The following is an 18,872-nucleotide window of genomic DNA, read 5'->3' on the forward strand; positions in this document are numbered from 1 at the left end:
GGAGTGCGGCTTCACCCTCGACGGGCGGACCTGCCGCAAGCGCGGTGATCACTTCTGTCGACCGCGCGCAGGGCACGCCGTGGCGTTCTGCTCCGAGCTGTGTGTGCACACGAAGGACAAGTGGTCCCGCCGGCCGTTTGAACTCGCGCCGTGGCAACGCAAGGACATCGTCGAGCCGCTATTCGGCGAAGTCGTGTGGGATCCGGAATGGGAGTCCTACGTCCGCCGGTTCCAGATCGGCTGGATCGAGCTGGCGCGCAAGAACGGCAAGAGCGAACTGCTGGCGTTCATCGCGCTCTACCTACTCGTCGGCGACGGCGTGGAGGGTGCGGAGATCTACGGCTGCGCGATGGACCGGGGCCAGGCCGCGAAAGTGTTCGATGTAGCGGCGCGCATGGTGAAGCTGTCCCCGGTCCTGTCGTCACGCCTGGTCGTGAAGGACCACATCAAGCGGATCATCGACGAGCGCACCGGCAGCTACTACGAAGTCGTCGCGGCCGATGCGGCGGGCAACCTCGGCCACAACCCGCATGGCGTCGTCTTCGACGAGGTACTGACCCAGCGCGACGCCCGGCTGTGGGACGCGATGCGGACAGGCATGGGCACCCGCGCGCAGCCGATGATGATCGCTGCCACCACGGCCGGGGACGACCCGGCGAGCTTCGCTCGCTCTGAGCACGACGAGTGCGTCCGCATCCAGGACGACCCGGACCGCGCACGGCATCGCTTCGCGTACGTCCGCAACGTCCCCGAGGACGCCGACCCGTGGGACGAAAAGAACTGGCCTCTGGCCAACCCCGCTTTGGGCGACTTCCTCTCGATCCGCTCGCTGCGGCAGGAAGCTGCCGAGGCACGAAATGATCCGAGCAAGGAAAATGCCTTCCGGCAGTACCGACTCAATCAGTGGGTCCAGCAGGCTCACCGCTGGATGCCGATGCACCTGTACCGGCAGTGTGCCGGGACCGTCGCCCCCGCCCCGGACTGGTTGCGCGCCGAACTGGCGGGCCGCCGGGCCTACGGCGGGCTCGACCTCGCGGCCAAGCTCGACCTAACCGCGTGGTCGCTCCTCGTCCCGGATGGTCTCGACGGCGAGCCGTCGATGCTCTGGCGGTTCTGGCTTCCAGAATCCGCGGTGACGTTCCTCGACAGCCGAACCAACGGCCGGGTCTCCCAGTGGGCCGATGGCGGATGGATCACCGTCACGCCCGGCGACGTCATCGACTACGACGTCATCTACGCCGACATCGCGGCCGACTGCGCCACCTTCAAGGTCATGGCGGCCGGATACGACGAGTGGTCCGGCGAACCGGTCCGACAGGCGATCCAGAAGAAGACCCGTCTCGACCTCGCGCCGATCCCGCAGACCTACCGCGGCCTCACCTACGGCATGACGGAGCTGATGGCGCTCACGAAGTCACGCGGCTGGACCCATCACGCGAATCCGGTCGCGGAGTGGTGCTTCGACGCGGTCGAGGTCCGCCATCCGCCCGGCGACGCGGACCAAGTTCGGCCGGACAAACCCGATCGCCAGGCCGTCGGGAAAAGGATCGACGCCGTGCCGACCGCCGCAATGGCGATTACTCGATGGCGCGAACTGGCGCACAAGCACAATCGCTCCGGTCGGATGGTCATCCGGTAATCGGCGGCTCGCCGGCTGCGGCGGGGAACTCCTCGCGGTTGGCGGGCAGGCGTTCTTTCACCGCGTCAACGGACGGGTCGATCTCGACACACATTCGCACTGCCAATAACTTCGGGTCCAACCCCAGGGCTTTGGAGAGCCGGAAAAGCGGATCCAGCTCGTACAACAGCACGGCCCCCTCTTCGATGGCTCGAAGGCGGCGCTCGGAGATCCCTGCTTGTCGGGCGACGGACTCCGGAGCCAGGTTCTTCGTGACTCGATTGAAGAGAACGTAGCCGCCGAAGGTTGTCGTGTCAGGGAGCGTCTTGTCCGACGAGAGCATCCACAACATGCGTTCTTGGTAGGCATGCAGCTCACCCGGCGGTCGCCTAACGGGCACGCCAGCCTCCCGTGTTGTTCGTGTGGTCGCGCTCAAGGCGAACCAGTATCGACAAGTGGCTGCATTCCAGGGCTCTTGCCAGCGTCATAAGGGTCTCCACTGATCGGATGGGTTCGCTCCCGGTTTCGATCCTGCTGATCGTTCCCTGACCCATCCCGCAAAGCTCGGCCAGCGCACGCTGCGTCAGATTCCGTCTGCTCCGGCATTGGCGAATAAACACGCCGGTCGACTCAAGCGCCATGCGATTGCCTGCGCTCGACTTCTGGAGCCAGCCACCCGCTCAGCTGCCGTTGAGGAACGTCGAAGCCCGCTGCAATACATACGAGCACCCCGATAGGCACGTAGTGGTCCGCATACGGGGCCGGAGGTCGCTCCTGTTTACGTGCGGTCTTCGTTCGACGTTTGATCATGTGACGGACGGTAGCGGATCGATCACGGGCGAACTGACAAAGAAGTGACAAAACCGGTCATCTCGACTACGCGCGGTGCGCGGAGGGGGTGACCGTGGCTGTAGGCGACATTCCCACCCAGCTCGAACGGCAGTGGATCAACCGCCTCGTGCACTGGCACAACAACGAGCTGCCCGAGCTGCGGAGGCTACTCGACTACTACGAGGGCGCTCAGAAGCTCTCGTACATGCACCCCGAGCTGGTGGACACGCTCGACGAGCGCGTGCGGCAGGTCGTGATCAACTGGCCGCGCCTGGTCGTCGACGCGCTGGAGGAGCGGATCGATCTCCAGGGCTTCCGGCTCGGCGGGCAACCTGCCAACGACACCGAGTTGACCCACGTCGCCCAGTACAACGATCTGGACGCCGGATATCAGCAGGCGCACGTCACCGCGATGGTGATGAAGCGGGCGTACGCGATCGTCGGCAGCAATCCTCGCGCCGCCGACGCGAAATACCCGCTGGTGACGATCGAGTCGCCGCTCGAAGTTCACGTCGAACTCGATCCGGCCACCCGCAGAGTGGTCGCCGCGATCAAGCGGTGGCACGACAAGCTCCCCGACGACCAAGTCCGCTACTACCTCACGCTGTACCTACCGGACTACACCGTGACGTTCGTCGTCTCGCCCGAGCGCGGCGGATACGTCGAGGTCTCCCGTGACGACCACGGCCTCGGCGAGGTCCCGGTGGTCCCGATCGTGAACCGGCCGCAGCTGTGGGCTCCGCTGGGCACGTCCGAGCTGGCCGACGTGATCCCGCTGTCGGACGCGGCCTGCAAGATCGCCACCGACATGATGATCAGCGCGGAATTCCACGCGATGCCGCGCCGCTGGGCGCTCGGGTTCGACGAGGACGACTTCACCGACAAGGACGGCAAGAAGGTCTCGGTCTGGCAGACCATCGCGGGCAAGATCTGGTCCACGTCGAAGACCAAGAAGGACGACGGCGCGGAAGTCGGCCAGTTCGCCGAAGCGGATCTCACCAACTTCCACAACACTCTCCGCGCGCTGGCGACCCAGGTATCCACGGTGTCCGGGATGGCGCTGCACAACCTCGGCTATTCCAGCGACAACCCCGCCTCTGCCGACGGAATTCGCGCAGCCGAGGCTCGGCACGTCAAAAGAGCTGAGCGCCGAATCAAGGGCTTCGAGACGGCGTGGGAACGGATCATGCGGCTCGTCCTACTGGTGCGCGACGGCTCCGTGCCCGAGTCCGCGCGGTGGATGGAAACCGTGTGGGCGGACGCGGCAACGCCCACGTTCGCGCAGAAGTCCGACGCCGTGGTGAAGCTCTACCAGGCCGACAAGCTGGTGCCCCGCAGGATGGCCCGCCGAACGCTGAACTTCACCCAGGCCCAGATCCTCGACATGGAACGCGAAGACCGAGAGGACGTCACCCGAGCCATGTACGACCCGGCCAGCGAGTACGGGGTCAAGCCGACGCCCGAACCTCAGCCGGCAACCTCCGCCCGCGCTCCGGTAGCCGCGGGCACCGGTCCGCGGTGACAACGGCCTTCGCTCCGACGCTGGGGACCGATCACCTCGACTCCACACAAGCGATCGTCCGGCGACAGGTCGAGCAGGTGCAACGCGTCTGGCGCGGCCTGGACCCTGAAGCCCTGCGGCCGTCGTTCGCCGCCAAGGTCGCCCCGGTGCTGGTCTCCGCGATCAGCACCGGGCAGATCAACGCCGCCGCGCTGGCGACCCCCTATGTCGCCGAGGTACTGGCCGACGAGCCCGCTCCCGCGCAAATGCCCGCTGTCGTCCCGGCCGCGTTCGCCGGGGTCACGACGACCGGGCTGCCGCTCGCGTCACTGGCCGACCTGCTGTTCGTCCGGCTGCTCGCCGACATCGGCGCAGGGATGTCCACCGCCGACGCCGTGCTGACCGGCCTTCGGCGGGCGCTGACCTATGCAGCCACGGAGATCACCGACGCCGGACGCACCGCGACCCAGGCGCAGCTGATCGCCGACACCAGGGTGGCGGGGTACGAACGCGTCGTCCGGCTCCCGGCGTGCGACCGCTGCATCATCCTGGCGGGACGGCTATACCGGTATTCCCAAGGTTTCCGGCGGCATCCGCGGTGCGACTGCACGATGACCCCGGTGACTCGCGAACAGTGGCGCGAAGCGAATCTCGACAACCATCCGCGTGCGCTGTTCGACTCGATGACCGAGCACGACCAGAACTCGAGTTTCGGTGCCGGGAACGCCGCCGCGATCCGAGCCGGAGCTGATCTTTCCCAGGTCGTCAACGCCCGCCGGGCCGCGATGCCCGTAGCGGGGCGCTGGACCACCACCCAGGGCACCAGTTCGCGCGGCCTCGCCGGAACCCGCATGGGCCAGCTCCGCGCGCAGCCCGGCCACCGCTACCGCATGTCCCAGCTTGCCCGGCCGACAGCGGGCCAGCTGATCACCGACTTCTCCGGCGCGTCGCGCCCGGAGCTGATCGCAGCACTACGCCGCTACGGCTACCTGATGTGAGCCCGCGCCGCCAGGCGCACACACCACCCCATCCGGACAGGCGCACGCCACCGTCCGGAACTCCCGCACGGGAAGGAACACCCATGTCCGAGACCACCACCGACGCGCCCGCCGAAAGCGGGAACACCGACACCACACAGCAGGAGAGCACCGAGCAGCAGCCCGAGCGGCCCACCGGCGAGACCACGTCCGAGGACGAGAAGGACTACCAGAAGCTCTACGAGCAGGCGGTAGCCCAGTCCCGCAAGTGGGAGTCGCGCGCTCGCGAAAACCGGAACAAGGCGAAGCAGTGGGACGAGGCCGAGGAAGCCAACCGCACGGAGGCCGAGAAGAGCGCGGCCCGCGCCGAGCAGGCCGAAGCCCGCGCCAAGGCGGCCCTGACCGCCGCCGTCAACGCCGAGATCCGGGCAGCCGCGCATGGCTGGGCCACGCCCGCCGACGCACCGCGCTACCTCGACGAGAAGGACCGCTACGTCGGCGAAGACGGCGAGATCGACGTCAAGGCCATCGCCGCCGACGTCGCCGCCGTGCTCAAGGACCGCCCGCACCTCGCGGCGGCAACCGGTCGACGAGGCCCGAGCCCCGATGCGGGCCAGGGCGCGCGAGGCGGCGTCTCGGTCGCTGACCAGATCAGCGAGGCCGAGCGCAAGGGCGATACCCGCGAGGCGCTGCGACTCAAGACTCAGCAGTTGCTCACGCAGAAGGCCCCGCGCTGACCTGTGGTTGTGGTGTTCGGCGTCGTAGCCGAACAGGAGACAACACATGCCCGGCATCACCGGCATGCTCAATACGTTCAACAGCCCCAATTACGTGGGCGAGTTGTTTGGAATCACGCCGACGGACACGCCGCTGCTGTCCTCGATCGGCGGCCTGACCGGCGGGCAGTCCACCGACTCCACGATCTTCACGTGGCAGTCCTACGACCTGCGCGCCGCCGACAACACCCGGCAGCGGCTCGAAGGCGCGGACGCTCCGGCACCTGAGGCCCGGACGCGCACGAACAGCTTCAACGTCGTCGAGATCCACCAGGAAGCCCTGTCCATCAGCTACACCCGCGAAGCGGCGACCGGCCAGTTCGCGGGCACCGGCTCGGCCGTGCCGACGGCGGCAGGCGTCACCGGCACCAACCCCGTGGGTGACGAGCTGGTGTGGCAGACCCAGCGGCACCTGGAGCAGATCGCCCGCGACATCGAGCTGAGCTTCATCACCGGCACGTTCGCCCAGCCGACGGACAACACCCAGCCCCGTAAGTCGCGGGGGCTGCTCCAGGCGATCCAGACCAACGTCATCACCAACGCCACGGCGAAGCCTCTGACGAAGGACATGGTGATCGACCTGCTTCAGACCACGTGGCAGAACGGCGGAATCACGGTCTCGGAAACCGCCACGTTGATCTGCAATGCCTTCCAGAAGCGGCAGCTGACCAAGGCGTTCATCGAGGACCGCGACTATCGCGAACAGACCCGCAACGTCGGCGGCGTCTCGCTCCAGACGATCGAAACCGACTTCGGGCGGCTCAACATCATGCTCAACCGGTACATGCCCGCCGACACGGTCGTGGTCGCGAGCCTGGACGAGCTGGCCCCGGTCTTCCTGCGCATCCCCGGCCGAGGGTTCCTGTTCACCGAGCCCCTGTCGAAGACCGGCTCCAGCGACAAGTACCAGATCTACGGCGAATGCGGATTGCGCTACGGCAACGAGCGCTCTCACGGCAAGATCACCGGCCTCACCACGACCCCCGTGGCTGCGTGATCGGCATGGGCGGAACACCTAGCAAAGGCACTCCAGCGGACAAGCGGGTCTCCGGGCGTGGGCAGAAGCCCGGCCCGAAGAAGGGCAGCCACAACAAGAAGAAGGGGACGTCGTGAAGTTCACCTGCGAGCAGCACCCCGGCCTGATCGTGCACGACCTCGGCGTGACGTTCGTCGACGGCGAAGCCGAAGTCGACGCCAAGACCGCCGCCGCGCTGCGCACGCTCCCGGCCGAACTCGGCGTGCGCGAGGCTGGAAAGTCCGAAGGCCGCCGGACGCAGCCGGAGTAGTCGGTGGCTGAGCTGTTCACCGCCGCGACGCTCGCCGCGCTGTCCGGCCGCCCGGTTTCGGACGAGACCGGTGCTGCGATCCATGCTTGGGTCCTGGCAGAGATCTCGTCCGAGATCGGGCCGGTTCCGGACGCACTGCCGGCTGGCGTCACGGCCGTGGCGCTGGAGCTGGGCAAGGCGGCTGTGCCGACACCTGGCGGCGCGACGTCGACCACCATCGGCCCGTACTCCGCGACTTATGCGGCCAACGGGGCATCCGGTGGCGGGCTCACCCACGACCAACGGATGCGGCTACGCAAGGCTGCCGGACGTGGGAAGGCGTTCAGCATCGGCACGTTCGTGCCTGTACCTCGGATCGGCCCGTGACCCCCGAAGGACTGATCGGGCAGCAGCTCACGATCTCCCGTCCAGCAGGCACCAACCGTTACGGCGACCCACTGCCCGCCACCGAGCACCTGGTCGACGACTGCGTGCTCGCCCCCGGTGGATCGAGCGAGACGACCGACCGCGCGGACCAGATCACCGCGCGGATGACCGTCTACACAGGACTACAGGCGGACGTGCTGGCCACCGACCGCGTGACGTTGCCCGACGGCACTCAGTGGCAGATCGTCGGCACGCCCCAGCGCTATCCGAGTCCGTTCACCGCGAACTACGGAGTGTGCGTGATCAACCTGGAGAGGATGACGGGCTGATGGCCGACGTCGAGTTCGTACCCGACCACCGCGGCCTCGCGCAGCTGCTACGCGGAGCCGAGGTTCACGGGCTGATCATGGACCGCGCACGAGGTGGCGCACAGTTCGCCGAGACCATCGCACCGCGCCGAACCGGGGAGTACGCGGCCGGAATCCAGGCCGAGGACGGAGGACTCGGCGGACGGCGGCGAGATCGGCCGGTCGGGCTCATCGTCGCGACCGCGCCGCACTCTGCGGCAGTGGAATGGGGCAACGACCACCAGAACCAGCCACACCACGTCCTCGCCCGCACGATTGACATCGTGGAGGCAGGCTGACGTGGGCATGGTGATGCCTCCGTTCCCCGACGCCGAAACCGTGCTCCTGGCCCTGCTCGAACCGCTCGCCCCAACCGTGACCGCGACTCCGGCCGAGTTGGTTCCTCCGCTGATCCGCGTTCAACGAGTCGGTGGCTCAGACGACGGGATCACCGACCATCCGCGCATGGAGATTGCCTGCTACGGCAAAGACCGCGCGCAGGCATGGCAGCTCGCCGAGCAGTGCCGCCAACTCGTGCTCGGCAGCGTCCGGACTCGCGTCGACGGGGTGCTCGTCGACGACGCCCGCACGGACAACCCGCCTGCCCAGGTTCCCTACGCGACCACAGAGGACATTCGGCGAGTCGTGGCCTACTTCCGTCTGGCCTGGCGTCGCCCTCGACCGGCCGCACGACCCGCAGAGGAGAAGGTTCACTGATTGACCGCCCCCACAACGACTACCTACGACCAGCTCAAGAAGAAGCAGAGCGACCTGATCCGGAAGGCGCTCGAAGGCTCGGTCTTCATCGCTGACCATTCCGCTGATCTGCCCACGGCACTCACGTCCGGCGCTAGCGGGGACCTGCTCGCGCTCCCGCCGGGATACGAGGACATCGGTTGGGTCGACAAGAGCGACGGAGCGACATGGAGCCGCTCGGTCGATACCTCGGAGGTCGAGTCCTGGGGCGCGGTCGAGCCGACCCGGACCGACATCACCAAGCAGACTGACGGTCTCAAGTTCGTTGCGCAGGAAACCAAGCGCCGGACCTTGGAACTGTACGAGGGCCTGAACCTCTCCGGTGTCACCCCGGACGCAACGACAGGTGAAGTGCGGTTCGATCGCCCGGCCCGGCCGAACACGCGCTACTTCCGCGCGTTCGGGCTGTTCGTCGACGGCGTCGGCGCAGACGCGATCTACGTCGCGAAGGTCGCGCCGAAGGCAACGGTCACCGAGACGGGGGCACAGAAGTGGTCCGACGGCGATGACCCGGTGGGCTACGACGTCACGCTGACCGCGAAGTACGACGACGAGGCCAAGACCGCCATGCGGTTCTTCTTCGGCGGCCCTGGCTGGAAGGCACTGCTGGCGGACATGGGCTTCACCGCGGCCCCGCCCGCTGGCGGCTGACCGGCCCCAGACGTGGCGCGGCGCTCACGGTCGGGGTGGCCGTGGCGTCGCGCCACCCTTTTCCCACCTCACGACCAAGGAGGCCGCCATGCCGACACTGCGCACGCCTGACGGCAGGCCCTATCAGACCGACGACGAAGCCGAGGTCACCAATCTGACGCTCGGACACGGCTACACCCTCGATACCGAGGACACCAAGGAGACGGATCGGCCGCACACCCGGCCCCGTTCCCGGCGCACCACCCCGCCGGCCGTTCCTGAGCACGCCGAGAACGACACTGCGACCGTTGCAGGAGAGATCACGCTCTGACCAAGACGTACAAGTTCAACCGCTACGTAGCCGAAGCGAAAGCCGCCCCGTTCGTGCTGGAGCTCGACGACGACCAGCAGATCAGCATCACCGCGCCCGACGCCGACACCGTAATGGAGATCGAGGAGTCGCGTAGCTCGCGGCGCACACTGGAGCTGTTGACCGGCGACCACGCCGAGCAGATCTACGAGCTGGTGCGCCATCAGCCCGCGAGCGTCCTCAACGGCCTGGTCGCGGATCTCGTCGACCACTTCGGCCTGTCGGCGGCCCCGCCGGGGGGTACGCGGGCCTCGTCGCGCTGATCGAGGACTACGGCGAGGCAATCGAGTACGACCTCCAAGCCGAACTCGACTTGGATCTCCTCACCTTCTTCCGGTCCGAACGCCCGTGGCCGCAACTACTGCGCCTGATCGAACGGCTGCCCGACCACAGCCACTACAAGGTCGCGATCCACGACAACGACGACCTGGCCCGACGGCTTCACGAGATCGAAGACACGGCGGGACGTCGATCCTCAAATCTCCGGACAGTCGACGCGCACACCTGGACGCCCGAGCGCGCGATCCTCACCGACGTCGCGGACATCCTGCTCAACATCCGCTCGTCGCTGGAAGCTCAGCGCACAGGCAAGAGCCAGACGGCCACACCGATGCCCCGACCCCGGCTCGCGCGAGACCGGATCGAGGCAGCAGCCAGCCAGCAACGTCATCGAGACCGTGTCCGGATGATGCTCGGCAGGGGGTGATCCCCCGTGGCGTACTCCGCTGGAACCGCCTACGTCCAGATTCTCCCGACGTTGCGAGGGTTCGGTACCTCGGCGGAGACGCAGATCCGTTCCGCGCTCAGTGGCGTCGGGGGCCAGGCCGGGCAGCAGGTCGGACGGCAGCTCGGCGGCGGTGTCGACACCGGACTGTCCAGCACGCTTCGCCGGCTGCGGGGCCGCTTCGACGAGCTGCGCGACTCCGGTTCGGATTCGATGTCGGCGATCGCTCGCGGAACCGCTCCGGTGCTCGACCAGCTGGCGAAGGTCAGCCCGGTCCTCGGGCGGGTCCGGGACGGCTTCAACTCCGGCCAGGTCGCGGCGTCAGCCTTTTCGGGCGCAGCCGGAACGGTCGGCGGCCGACTCCGCACGATCTCGGACGCGACCAGCGGCGTGGGCGCGGGCTTCGGGTCGATGGCCACGCTCAGCGAAAGCGCGCTGAGCCGGACAGGCACCGCGATCGGTCGCGGTCTGACCGCTCCGATTCGGGGCGCGACCACGATCCTGGCGGGCTACGGCCTGACGGCCGGGACGGTGATGACCGGTGCTGGCGTCGCCGCGGTGGGCATGGGCATCCGATTCGCGGCCAGCCAGGAGCAGGCCGAGATGGCGTTCACGACCATGCTCGGCAGCGCGCAGAAGGCCCAGTCGTTCGTCGCGCAGCTCCAGGACTTCGCGGCGAGGACGCCGTTCGATCTCCCGAGCGTCACGACTGGTGCACAGCGGTTGATGGCGTTCGGGTTCGCGGCGAAGGACGTGCTGCCGACCCTGACGGCGATCGGCGACGCGGTGGCCGGGATGGGTGGCTCCGCCGAGCAGATCCAGCAGGTTGTGCTCGCGATCGGTCAGATGTCGGCCAAGGGCAAGGTCCAGGGCGACGAGCTACTTCAGCTGACCGAGGCCGGTATCCCGGCGCTGCGCATCCTCGCGAACGCCTACGGCACTACGACCGCCGCGATGCAGGACATGATCTCCAAGGGGCTCGTGGATAGCGCCGAGGCGATCCCGAAGCTCATGTCCGGCATCGAGCAGGGCACGCGCGGCGCAGCCGGGGAGACACAGGCGTTCGCCGGGATGATGGCCAACCAGGCCACGACGTTGGTCGGGATTTGGTCGAACTTCACCGACAACGTCAACAAGGCCCTCGGTCAGCTCGTCACGCCCGCGCTGCCCGCGATCAAGAGTGGCCTCGCGGTCCTCTCCGACGGCCTGGGTGCGCTGCCCGCGCTCATCGCGCGGTTCCAGGAGGCCGCCAGTCCCGTGTCCGCGATCGTCGGAGCGACCTTCCGTGATCTCGGAGCGTTCATCACCGGCTCGGTCGTTCCGGCTCTGCGCAACCTGTGGACGGCAGTCCAGCCGGTCGCGGTCATCGTCGGCGGCGCTCTGCTCGCCGCCCTACGGGCGGCGGGCTCCTTGCTGCGCGACGTCGTAGGACCCGCGCTGGTCACCGTGTCTGGGTGGGTACGCCCGCTGATGCCGGTCATCGTCGGCGTGGCTGCTGCTTTCCTTGCCTGGTACGGAGTCGCCGCAGCCGTCGGGGCCGTCACCAAGGCGATCGAGCTGGTACGCGGCGCGATCCTCGCCGTGCGCATCGCCTGGACGTTGCTGAGCCTGGCGTTCACCGCCTCGCCGATCGGATTGATCATCGCGCTCGTCGCTGGTCTGGTCGCCGGGATCATCTACGCCTGGAACAACTTCGAGGGCTTCCGCTCGGTCGTGCTGGCGGTGTGGTCCGCTATCCAGACCGCCGCGCAGTGGGCCTACGAGAACGTCCTGCGACCCGCGTTCGACGGCATCGTGACTGGAGCCCGCGCGGTCGGCGAGTTCTTCACCTGGCTGTGGCAAGTCGCCATCGGCCCGGCCCTTCAAGCGATCGCCGGGACCGCGTTGTGGTTGTGGCACAACGTGTTGTCGCCCGTGTTCTCGTTCATCGGCCTCGCCGCGCGGATTCTCGCGGCGATCGTGGTCACGGTACTGGTCACGCCGTTCGTACTCGCCTTCCGCGCTCTGGCAGCCGTCGCGCAGTGGCTATGGAGCACGGTCCTCCAACCGATCTTCGGCTGGATCGGCGATCTCGCGATGTGGCTGTGGCAAAAAGCGATCAAGCCTGCCATCGACGGAATTGTTGCGTACTACCAGTTTTGGGCCGCGATCGGGATCTGGTTGTGGCAGAACGCCCTTCAGCCCGCGCTCTCGGCGATCGGCGATTTCTTCGGGTGGTTGTGGACCGGCGCGATAAAGCCCGCGATAGACGGGATCGTGAGCGCGATCCAGTGGCTCGGTTCGGCCGCAACGTGGCTGTGGACCAATGCCGTGCAGCCTGCTCTGAATGGCATCGGCGCGGTGATCTCGTGGCTGTATCAGAACGTGGCGCTGCCGACGTTCGGACTGCTTCGGGACGGCCTGAACGCGCTGGGCTCTGCCTTCACCTGGGTGTATCAGAACGTGATCAAGCCAGCCTGGGACGGTCTGGGAACCACGCTGCGCTGGGTGCACGATCACGTCATCGCGCCAGCCTTCGACGCGACGAAGACGGCGGTACGCGCGGTCGGTGAAGCCTTCTCGTCGGCGGTCGAATGGATCAAGGGCGTCTGGGACGGCATCCGAAAGATCGCCGCAGTCCCCGCGAACTTCGTGATCAACGAGGTCTACAACCACGGCATCCGAGCTGTATGGAACTGGGTCGCGGACTTTCTGGGGTTGGGCAAGCTCGCCGAGGCGAAGCCGATCGCGTTTGCCGGAGGCGGGGTCCTTCCCGGATACGCACCCGGACGCGACATCGTTCCGGCGCTGCTCTCGCCCGGCGAGTCCGTGCTGACGCCCGAAGCCACGCGGATGGTCGGCGCACAGAACGTGCTGGCACTTAACGCTTCCGCTTCGGGCCGCCCGGCGACGGTCGTCGGCAGCGGGTTGCCACGTTTCGCGGGTGGCGGCGTGGTCGGCTCGCTGCTGTCCTTTGTGGAGGGTGTTGGCGAAACCGTGGTCGACTTGTTCACCGATCCGGTCGGCTGGGTGAAGGGGCACATCGGTTTCGCGGATTCGCCGTGGGTCTCGATGCTGGCGAAAGCACCGGCCGAACTGATCGGCAAGGCGGTCGACTGGCTGTGGGAGAAGATCAATCCGTTCTCCTCTGGCGGCGGTACGGCGACAGCGGGCGGCGATCTCGACGGCTGGATCAAGGCTGCGATGGGGTTCACTGGCGTGCCCGCGAACTGGTACGGCCCGCTGCACACGCTGATCATGCGGGAGTCCGGCGGCAATCCCCGAGCGACGAATAACTGGGATAGCAACGCCAGGCGCGGCGATCCGAGCCGAGGTCTCATGCAGACCATCGGCGCGACGTTCAACGCCTACCGGGACAAGCGCCTCTCGGCGGACATCTTCGATCCGATCGCGAACATCGTCGCCGGAATCAACTACATCCGAGCTCGGTACGGCTCGATCTTCAACGTGCAGCAGGCCGTCGGGTCGACACCTCGCGGTTACGACAGCGGCGGATGGCTTCCGCCTGGTCTGTCCACTGTGTACAACGGCACGGGCAAGCCGGAGGCGGTCCTCACGTCCGAGCAGTTCGACATGATCGGCCGCGCCGCAGAACAGCCAGACCGGCCGCACGTCACCGTCTACGCGCGCACCGATGCCGACCCCGACCACATTGCGCACTCGGTGGACCGCCACCTTGCGCTCGGAGCCAGGTTGTAGGGGGTGGCGATGCCCGAGGGCGCACACGTCTGGACTTTGGATTGGCTCACGATGCACCCCGATGGAGACGTCCGCGACACGGCAGGCGTCCAGTGGATCTTGACGCAGGAGCGAGGGTTCTGGGGCTCACCGGGCACCAACGCCCAGTTCTCGTCCCGCCTGGCGCGACACGGTGCCTATCGGTCGCCGGGCTGGAAGAAGCAACGCACCATCTCGCTGACCGGGCGCGCGTACGCCCACGACTTCACCGTGCTGCGGCAGGCCGAGGCGAACCTGCTGGGGCTGCTGTCAGATCCAAGGTCACCGCGGCCCCTGACGTGCCTGTCGGAGCTCGGAGCGCTGACGTGTGACGTGTTCCTGGACGACGAGATCCTGTGTACGCCACTGGGAGTCGTGAGCGAACCTGGATTCGAGTTCAGCCTTCAGGTGGTCGCGCCAGACCCGGCGAAGTACTCGGTCGAGCGGCAGACGATGTCCTCTGGTCTGGCGCGTGACGCCCTTGACGGTCTCGACTTCAGCCAGGTGGTTCAGCCCGATGCGAACCAAGGTCTGTTCTTCGGCATGGGGGCTGATGACGACGGCCTGAACTTCGGGATCTCGAACGCCAGCGGGTTCATGCGTCTCACCAACCGTGGCAGCGCGCCGACCACGCCCACCTACACCCTGTATGGGCCGCTCACCAGCCCGATGCTCACGGCCGGAGCGTCGACCATGCGGTACAACGGCACGCTCATCCCTGGCGAGTTCGTGGTCATCGACCCCAACGCGCCGAGCGTCCTGCTCGGCGGCATGGCCGTCCGTCGCCAGCTTCTCAACCCGGCTCAGTTCGGCGGCTTCGCCATCCCGCCGGCCAGCCGAACCGGCGGCCCCGGCGTCTTGTCGGTCGGCCTCACCCACAGCGGACCACCCACTGACACCGGCTACGTCACGGCCGACTTCCGGTCCGCGTGGTTCTAACCCTTTTCCCTTACACGAAAGGACATCCAGCATGGGCGTGTACTCCGACGAGCCCGATCCGCCGGTCTACTTCCAGTCCGTCGAGGCTACCGACTGCGTCCGGTACACCGACGTGAGCCAGGCGAAGTGGTTCCAGGACAGGATCAATTACGCGTTCGGCGGCCAGGGCTCGACCAACGTCCGGATGGCGGACGACGGCACGACGATCCGCTGGTTCGGCTACTACTGGCTACGGCTGGGCGACTGGCTCTACAAGGGAAACACCGCGATGACCGACGAGGTCCTGCGTGCCTCCGGGCTGCGCCCGATCATGACCCAGTGGCCCGCGCCGCCAACCCCCTCGGAGCCGGAGGCGTAGCCGATGGTTTCCCTTGGCGCGTCGGCGACCTCGGGGATCGATCCCTGGGCGGTCCAATCCCGGATCGGGCTCACTGACGCCCGGCTAGCCCTCGCGTCGATGCTCATGCCACGCCCGAACCTCAGCTTCATCGACTACCGCAGCGGCGTCATGGCCTCCGGCGACACAGGCGGAGTCGGCGGCAGCTCACACATGGCGATGCGGGTCAGGCCCGCCAGCTCGGGCCTGGTTGTCACGGTCGAGATGGGCAACGCGGTGATCAACACGCCGTCGATGGGCGCGTACATGTGCGCCCTCGACGGTGTGAAGTCGCTGAACCTCGCGGCGGCCAGCTCGACGACGAACCGCATCGACCTGGTGATCGCGAGGGTCTATGACGACTTGAACCCGGCTATCGCCTCCACGTCGAACGTGCGGAAGTTCGCGATCGAGGTCTGGCAGGGAGATCCGGCGACAGGCACACCGAGCGTCCCGGTCCCGACACCGACCGCTGGATGGACTCCGCTCGCGGCGGTGACCGTCGCCAAGGGCGCGACCGCGCTCACGTCGGCGGACATTCGCGACCTGCGCGGCCCCGGACTGACTGCTCGCGGCGGACTTCGCGCGCTCTACGGCGAGGATGCCCGCCCGACCTCGCCCGCGTTCCTGGAAGCGGGCGCATATCCGGGCGACCAGCGCTGGGTGCAGGCACCCGGTTTCCAGCACCAGGTCTGGTATGGCGGCGGATCCGACGCCTCGACGTCAGGTTGGCGCGGCGTATACAACTGCCTCAGGTACTACGCCGCAGCGCCACCCGGCGAGTTCACCTTCACCTCCGGTTTCGGTGCTGCCAAAGAGATCTGCCGGGTAACCATCAGCGATCCCGGCGTGCCCTACTTCGTGTACCCGACCGGACGGGCGGTCATCACTTTGTCGGCGAACTCGGCTGCGGACCTGCGGATCAACATCGGCTCAATGAACGGTGTGGACATCAACTGGACCAGGTTCAATTCCTACGGCACGTCCACCGACAAACAGTTCGTCCCCAACACAGCGCCGATGCACTACGGACCTCTGACCGGCTCTCAGACCATTGTGCTCAGTTGCGGCATGCGCGACAGCGCAAGCCAGTACTCGGGCTTCGGGTACCGGGGCAACGACGTCGGTCAGAACGTGCTCAGCGCGTTGGTCTATCCCTCGACCGTACAACCGCCAGCGGTGTGACCATCTGAGTCCTGAGTGGAGGGTGATGGTCGCAGAGACGACAACCGGGGCGCTGCTCGCCGACGTGACGCCGCGCGACCTGCCGTCGTTCTCGCGCAAGATCACGGACCGAGGCCAGTGGACGGTCAACGTCATACCGGACGACGCGGCGAACGCGTCCCTCGACTTCCACGCGCTCACCGACGCCGGACGGTTCACCTGGGCGATCTTGTGCGGCTCGGTGGTCGTCCAGGCCGGGCCGACGTTCAGCTACTCCTACGACGAGGGCACACGCACCCTGTCGGTCTCCGGCACCGGGCTTGCCGCGCTGTTCGACCGGCGGGTGCTGCGCAACTCCCTGCCGTACACGGCAATCGTGAACCCCAGCGAAGATGTCACGATCTCGAACCGGAGCCTGCGGGGAATCGCGCGGGAGATCGTCGCCGTGAACCTCGCGCAGACCGGCTACAACCTGCCGCTCGATCTGCCAGCGCCGGAAAGCGGCACGGCGACGCGGACGTACTACGGCTACGACCTCGCGATGGTCTGGAGCCGCCTGCAAGATCTCGCCGGGGTCATTGGGGGACCGGAGCTGGACTTCTGGCCGTACCTCGTGCCGGGCGAGAACCGGCTTCGCTGGCAGATGCTCATCGGCAGCCCACTGCTGGGCGACCCGCAATCAGCGGCGGTCTGGGACTACACGGGCGCGCTCTCGGCCATCGACGTGGACGTCAACGGCTCGGCCTCGCCAGCGACCCGCGTGTGGGTCAGGGGGTCCGGCAGCGAGCGGAGCATGCTCACCGGCTACGCCGAGGACCCAACGCTCGTCGGTCTCGGATTCCCGCCCACCGACTACGTCGACGGCGACCACACCTCGGTCACCGAGCTGAACACCTTGCAGGGCTACGCCGCCGCGGACCTCGCTGCGTTCCGGACGCCGACCGAGACCTGGAAGTGCTCAGTGAGGATCGACGGCGCGACAGGAGCGGGGGTCGAGGTCTCGCCAGCACTCGGCGGCTGGAGCCTCGGCGACGCCCCAACCTTCGGAGTGAGCGGCCATCCCTGGATCCCGGACGGACAGTACCGACGGCGAATCCTGGGGTTCAGCAGTAAGGACGAAGCCTCCGTGCAGCTCGATCTTCAGCCGACTCCGGCGGCCCTGTGATGCCGCAGCCACCGGGCAACGGCACGCTGGCCGACCAGATCCGCGCGCTGGAGACCCGAATCGACGAGCTGAGCCGCGCGAAGCCGACACCCTCGGCGTGCGTGGTCCGGCTCGGCGGCGACGCAAGCCTGCCCGGCGGAATCGACACGTTCGCGCAGACCGGCTGGGTCGCCACCTACGATCCGCTGTCCCAGTTCGTCGGCGGCTCGACCGGCAACCCGTCCTACATCCTCGTCGCCCGAGCCGGGTACTACCGCGTCCACTTCCATAGCGCCGTCACCGGAGCTTCAGCGGTCGCTGGCGCGAAGGTCACGGCGAACAATGCGACCAGCGTCGGCAACTCCCTCGCGACCGACGGCGGGCAGATCCCTCAACAGGGCTCCGACGGTGCCGTCCTCGACGCGCTGCGCTCACGGGTCTACCTCAACGTCGGCGACAAGATCTACTGGTCGAACTGGTGTGCCGCCACCGCGACACTGAAGGCGGCACTGTTCGGCGTCCCGACCGAGATCACGCTTCAGTACGTGAGTTCCCAATGACGGCAGGGGGACGCTGAGGTGCTACCCCGGCCACTGGTCACCGCGCTCACCATCCTGATCACCCTCGCTTGGGCGGGCAACGTCATCGTCGGCTTCATCTCGCCCGACCGGCACGACCCCACCATCAACGCGATCTTCGCGATCGTCGTCGGAGCCGTCTACGCCCTCGGACATCGCAACACGGCGAAGGTCAAGCGTGCCCGCCAACGGCTGGCTGAGCTGGTCGCCGGAGACGGCCAGGAATCCAAGCCTGACGAAGAGGACAGCCCCGATGAGTGAGCTGTGGACCTACCTCACGGAGTCGGCCGGGTGGGCGGTGCTCGGGTTCGTCGTCGGGTACCTCGTCGGCCGCGCTGCCCGCGACGTCCACCGAGTCGCTATCGCCATCACCACGGAGGACACCGTGACCGAACAGCATCCGCCCACGCCCCGCCGGCGTCTGCTGACCGGACAGTTCGTCCTCGGCGTCGTCGTGGTCCTGCTCGGCGTGCTCACCGTGGCGCAGGGCATCGCCACCAACAACGCCACCCGCCGCATCACCGAGTGCCAGCAGGCGTACAGCAACGGTTTCGCCGATGCCCTCGACGCCAGGGCCAGCGCCACGACCGACGCGCAGAACGCCCTCGACGAACTGATGAAGACGATGAGCGGCTACCTCGCCGATTCGCCGATCCCGCCGGACAAGGTCCGCGCCGCCATCGGTGACTACCTCGCCAAGCGCGCGAAGGCCGAGACCGAGCGGCAGCAGCACCCCTACCCGCCACCCCCGCGAGACCTGTGCAAGTGAAGG

At 67.4% G+C, this 18,872-nt stretch carries 24 protein-coding genes; 22 read left to right on the forward strand and 2 right to left on the reverse strand.

Going from position 1 to position 18,872, the window contains the following annotated elements; genetic code table 11:
- Window positions 1-79 precede the first annotated feature (79 nt).
- Window positions 80-1,639 carry a terminase large subunit gene (locus tag AB8M46_RS17230; protein WP_394360721.1) on the forward strand — a complete coding sequence of 520 codons (1,560 nt, stop codon included), beginning with the start codon at window positions 80-82 and terminating at the stop codon, window positions 1,637-1,639.
- On the opposite strand, the gene AB8M46_RS17235 is transcribed toward AB8M46_RS17230, so the two are convergent.
- Both AB8M46_RS17235 and AB8M46_RS17240 read right to left on the reverse strand, forming a co-directional pair.
- Window positions 1,629-1,970 carry a helix-turn-helix domain-containing protein gene (locus AB8M46_RS17235; RefSeq protein WP_394360722.1) on the reverse strand — a complete coding sequence of 114 codons (342 nt, stop codon included), beginning with the start codon at window positions 1,968-1,970 and terminating at the stop codon, window positions 1,629-1,631. The two genes, AB8M46_RS17230 and AB8M46_RS17235, sit on opposite strands and share 11 nt — an antisense overlap.
- A gap of 37 nt (window positions 1,971-2,007) precedes the next feature.
- Window positions 2,008-2,259: a helix-turn-helix domain-containing protein gene (locus AB8M46_RS17240; RefSeq protein ID WP_394360723.1), complete on the reverse strand. Its 252-nt coding sequence runs from the start codon at window positions 2,257-2,259 to the stop codon at window positions 2,008-2,010.
- Between the two features lie 263 nt (window positions 2,260-2,522).
- On the opposite strand from AB8M46_RS17240, the gene AB8M46_RS17245 reads away from it, so the two are divergent.
- The 21 genes from AB8M46_RS17245 (at window position 2,523) to AB8M46_RS17345 (ending at window position 18,869) form a co-directional block, all read left to right on the forward strand.
- On the forward strand, window positions 2,523-3,971 hold the full coding sequence (locus AB8M46_RS17245; protein ID WP_394360724.1) for a phage portal protein: 1,449 nt from the start codon (window positions 2,523-2,525) through the stop codon (window positions 3,969-3,971).
- Complete coding sequence (locus tag AB8M46_RS17250; protein ID WP_394360725.1) at window positions 3,968-4,948, forward strand: hypothetical protein; 981 nt, start codon at window positions 3,968-3,970, stop codon at window positions 4,946-4,948. Before AB8M46_RS17245 ends, AB8M46_RS17250 begins: the two co-directional genes overlap by 4 nt.
- Window positions 4,949-5,031: 83 nt before the next feature.
- Window positions 5,032-5,664, forward strand: a complete 633-nt coding sequence (locus AB8M46_RS17255) for a hypothetical protein (protein WP_394360726.1) — start codon at window positions 5,032-5,034, stop codon at window positions 5,662-5,664.
- Window positions 5,665-5,710: 46 nt separating this feature from the next.
- Window positions 5,711-6,700, forward strand: a complete 990-nt coding sequence (locus AB8M46_RS17260) for a DUF5309 family protein (RefSeq protein WP_394360727.1) — start codon at window positions 5,711-5,713, stop codon at window positions 6,698-6,700.
- A gap of 112 nt (window positions 6,701-6,812) precedes the next feature.
- Window positions 6,813-6,989 (forward strand): hypothetical protein, encoded by a 177-nt coding sequence (locus AB8M46_RS17265; protein ID WP_394360728.1) that lies wholly within the window; start codon window positions 6,813-6,815, stop codon window positions 6,987-6,989.
- 3 nt (window positions 6,990-6,992) lie between these two features.
- Entirely contained in the window at window positions 6,993-7,355 is a 363-nt protein-coding gene (locus AB8M46_RS17270) for a hypothetical protein (RefSeq protein ID WP_394360729.1), read from the forward strand.
- Complete coding sequence (locus AB8M46_RS17275; protein ID WP_394360730.1) at window positions 7,352-7,684, forward strand: hypothetical protein; 333 nt, start codon at window positions 7,352-7,354, stop codon at window positions 7,682-7,684. Before AB8M46_RS17270 ends, AB8M46_RS17275 begins: the two co-directional genes overlap by 4 nt.
- The gene (locus AB8M46_RS17280; RefSeq protein WP_394360731.1) at window positions 7,684-8,001 is read left to right on the forward strand and encodes a hypothetical protein; all 318 of its coding nucleotides are present in this window, start codon (window positions 7,684-7,686) and stop codon (window positions 7,999-8,001) included. The genes AB8M46_RS17275 and AB8M46_RS17280 overlap by 1 nt, the downstream gene beginning before the upstream one ends.
- 1 nt (window position 8,002) lies before the next feature.
- Window positions 8,003-8,419, forward strand: a complete 417-nt coding sequence (locus AB8M46_RS17285) for a hypothetical protein (protein ID WP_394360732.1) — start codon at window positions 8,003-8,005, stop codon at window positions 8,417-8,419.
- Complete coding sequence (locus AB8M46_RS17290; protein WP_394360733.1) at window positions 8,420-9,109, forward strand: hypothetical protein; 690 nt, start codon at window positions 8,420-8,422, stop codon at window positions 9,107-9,109.
- Between the two features lie 88 nt (window positions 9,110-9,197).
- Entirely contained in the window at window positions 9,198-9,419 is a 222-nt protein-coding gene (locus AB8M46_RS17295; RefSeq protein WP_394360734.1) for a hypothetical protein, read from the forward strand.
- A 53-nt stretch (window positions 9,420-9,472) separates the two neighbouring features.
- Complete coding sequence (locus AB8M46_RS17300; protein WP_394360735.1) at window positions 9,473-9,721, forward strand: hypothetical protein; 249 nt, start codon at window positions 9,473-9,475, stop codon at window positions 9,719-9,721.
- A 50-nt stretch (window positions 9,722-9,771) separates the two neighbouring features.
- Entirely contained in the window at window positions 9,772-10,164 is a 393-nt protein-coding gene (locus tag AB8M46_RS17305; RefSeq protein WP_394360736.1) for a hypothetical protein, read from the forward strand.
- A gap of 261 nt (window positions 10,165-10,425) precedes the next feature.
- Window positions 10,426-13,881: a tape measure protein gene (locus AB8M46_RS17310; RefSeq protein ID WP_394360737.1), complete on the forward strand. Its 3,456-nt coding sequence runs from the start codon at window positions 10,426-10,428 to the stop codon at window positions 13,879-13,881.
- A gap of 9 nt (window positions 13,882-13,890) precedes the next feature.
- Complete coding sequence (locus tag AB8M46_RS17315) at window positions 13,891-14,838, forward strand: hypothetical protein (RefSeq protein WP_394360738.1); 948 nt, start codon at window positions 13,891-13,893, stop codon at window positions 14,836-14,838.
- A gap of 31 nt (window positions 14,839-14,869) precedes the next feature.
- The gene (locus AB8M46_RS17320; RefSeq protein WP_394360739.1) at window positions 14,870-15,196 is read left to right on the forward strand and encodes a hypothetical protein; all 327 of its coding nucleotides are present in this window, start codon (window positions 14,870-14,872) and stop codon (window positions 15,194-15,196) included.
- 3 nt (window positions 15,197-15,199) lie between these two features.
- The gene (locus AB8M46_RS17325) at window positions 15,200-16,399 is read left to right on the forward strand and encodes a hypothetical protein (protein ID WP_394360740.1); all 1,200 of its coding nucleotides are present in this window, start codon (window positions 15,200-15,202) and stop codon (window positions 16,397-16,399) included.
- Between the two features lie 25 nt (window positions 16,400-16,424).
- Window positions 16,425-17,543 carry a hypothetical protein gene (locus AB8M46_RS17330; protein ID WP_394360741.1) on the forward strand — a complete coding sequence of 373 codons (1,119 nt, stop codon included), beginning with the start codon at window positions 16,425-16,427 and terminating at the stop codon, window positions 17,541-17,543.
- Window positions 17,543-18,082 carry a hypothetical protein gene (locus AB8M46_RS17335; protein WP_394360742.1) on the forward strand — a complete coding sequence of 180 codons (540 nt, stop codon included), beginning with the start codon at window positions 17,543-17,545 and terminating at the stop codon, window positions 18,080-18,082. The genes AB8M46_RS17330 and AB8M46_RS17335 overlap by 1 nt, the downstream gene beginning before the upstream one ends.
- Before the next feature lie 18 nt (window positions 18,083-18,100).
- Window positions 18,101-18,361: a hypothetical protein gene (locus tag AB8M46_RS17340; RefSeq protein WP_394360743.1), complete on the forward strand. Its 261-nt coding sequence runs from the start codon at window positions 18,101-18,103 to the stop codon at window positions 18,359-18,361.
- Window positions 18,354-18,869 carry a hypothetical protein gene (locus tag AB8M46_RS17345; protein ID WP_394360744.1) on the forward strand — a complete coding sequence of 172 codons (516 nt, stop codon included), beginning with the start codon at window positions 18,354-18,356 and terminating at the stop codon, window positions 18,867-18,869. The genes AB8M46_RS17340 and AB8M46_RS17345 overlap by 8 nt, the downstream gene beginning before the upstream one ends.
- The last annotated feature ends 3 nt before the right edge of the window (window positions 18,870-18,872 follow it).

It is taken from the genome of Amycolatopsis sp. SB7-3, assembly GCF_041021335.1.
GTDB lineage: Bacteria > Actinomycetota > Actinomycetes > Mycobacteriales > Pseudonocardiaceae > Amycolatopsis > Amycolatopsis japonica.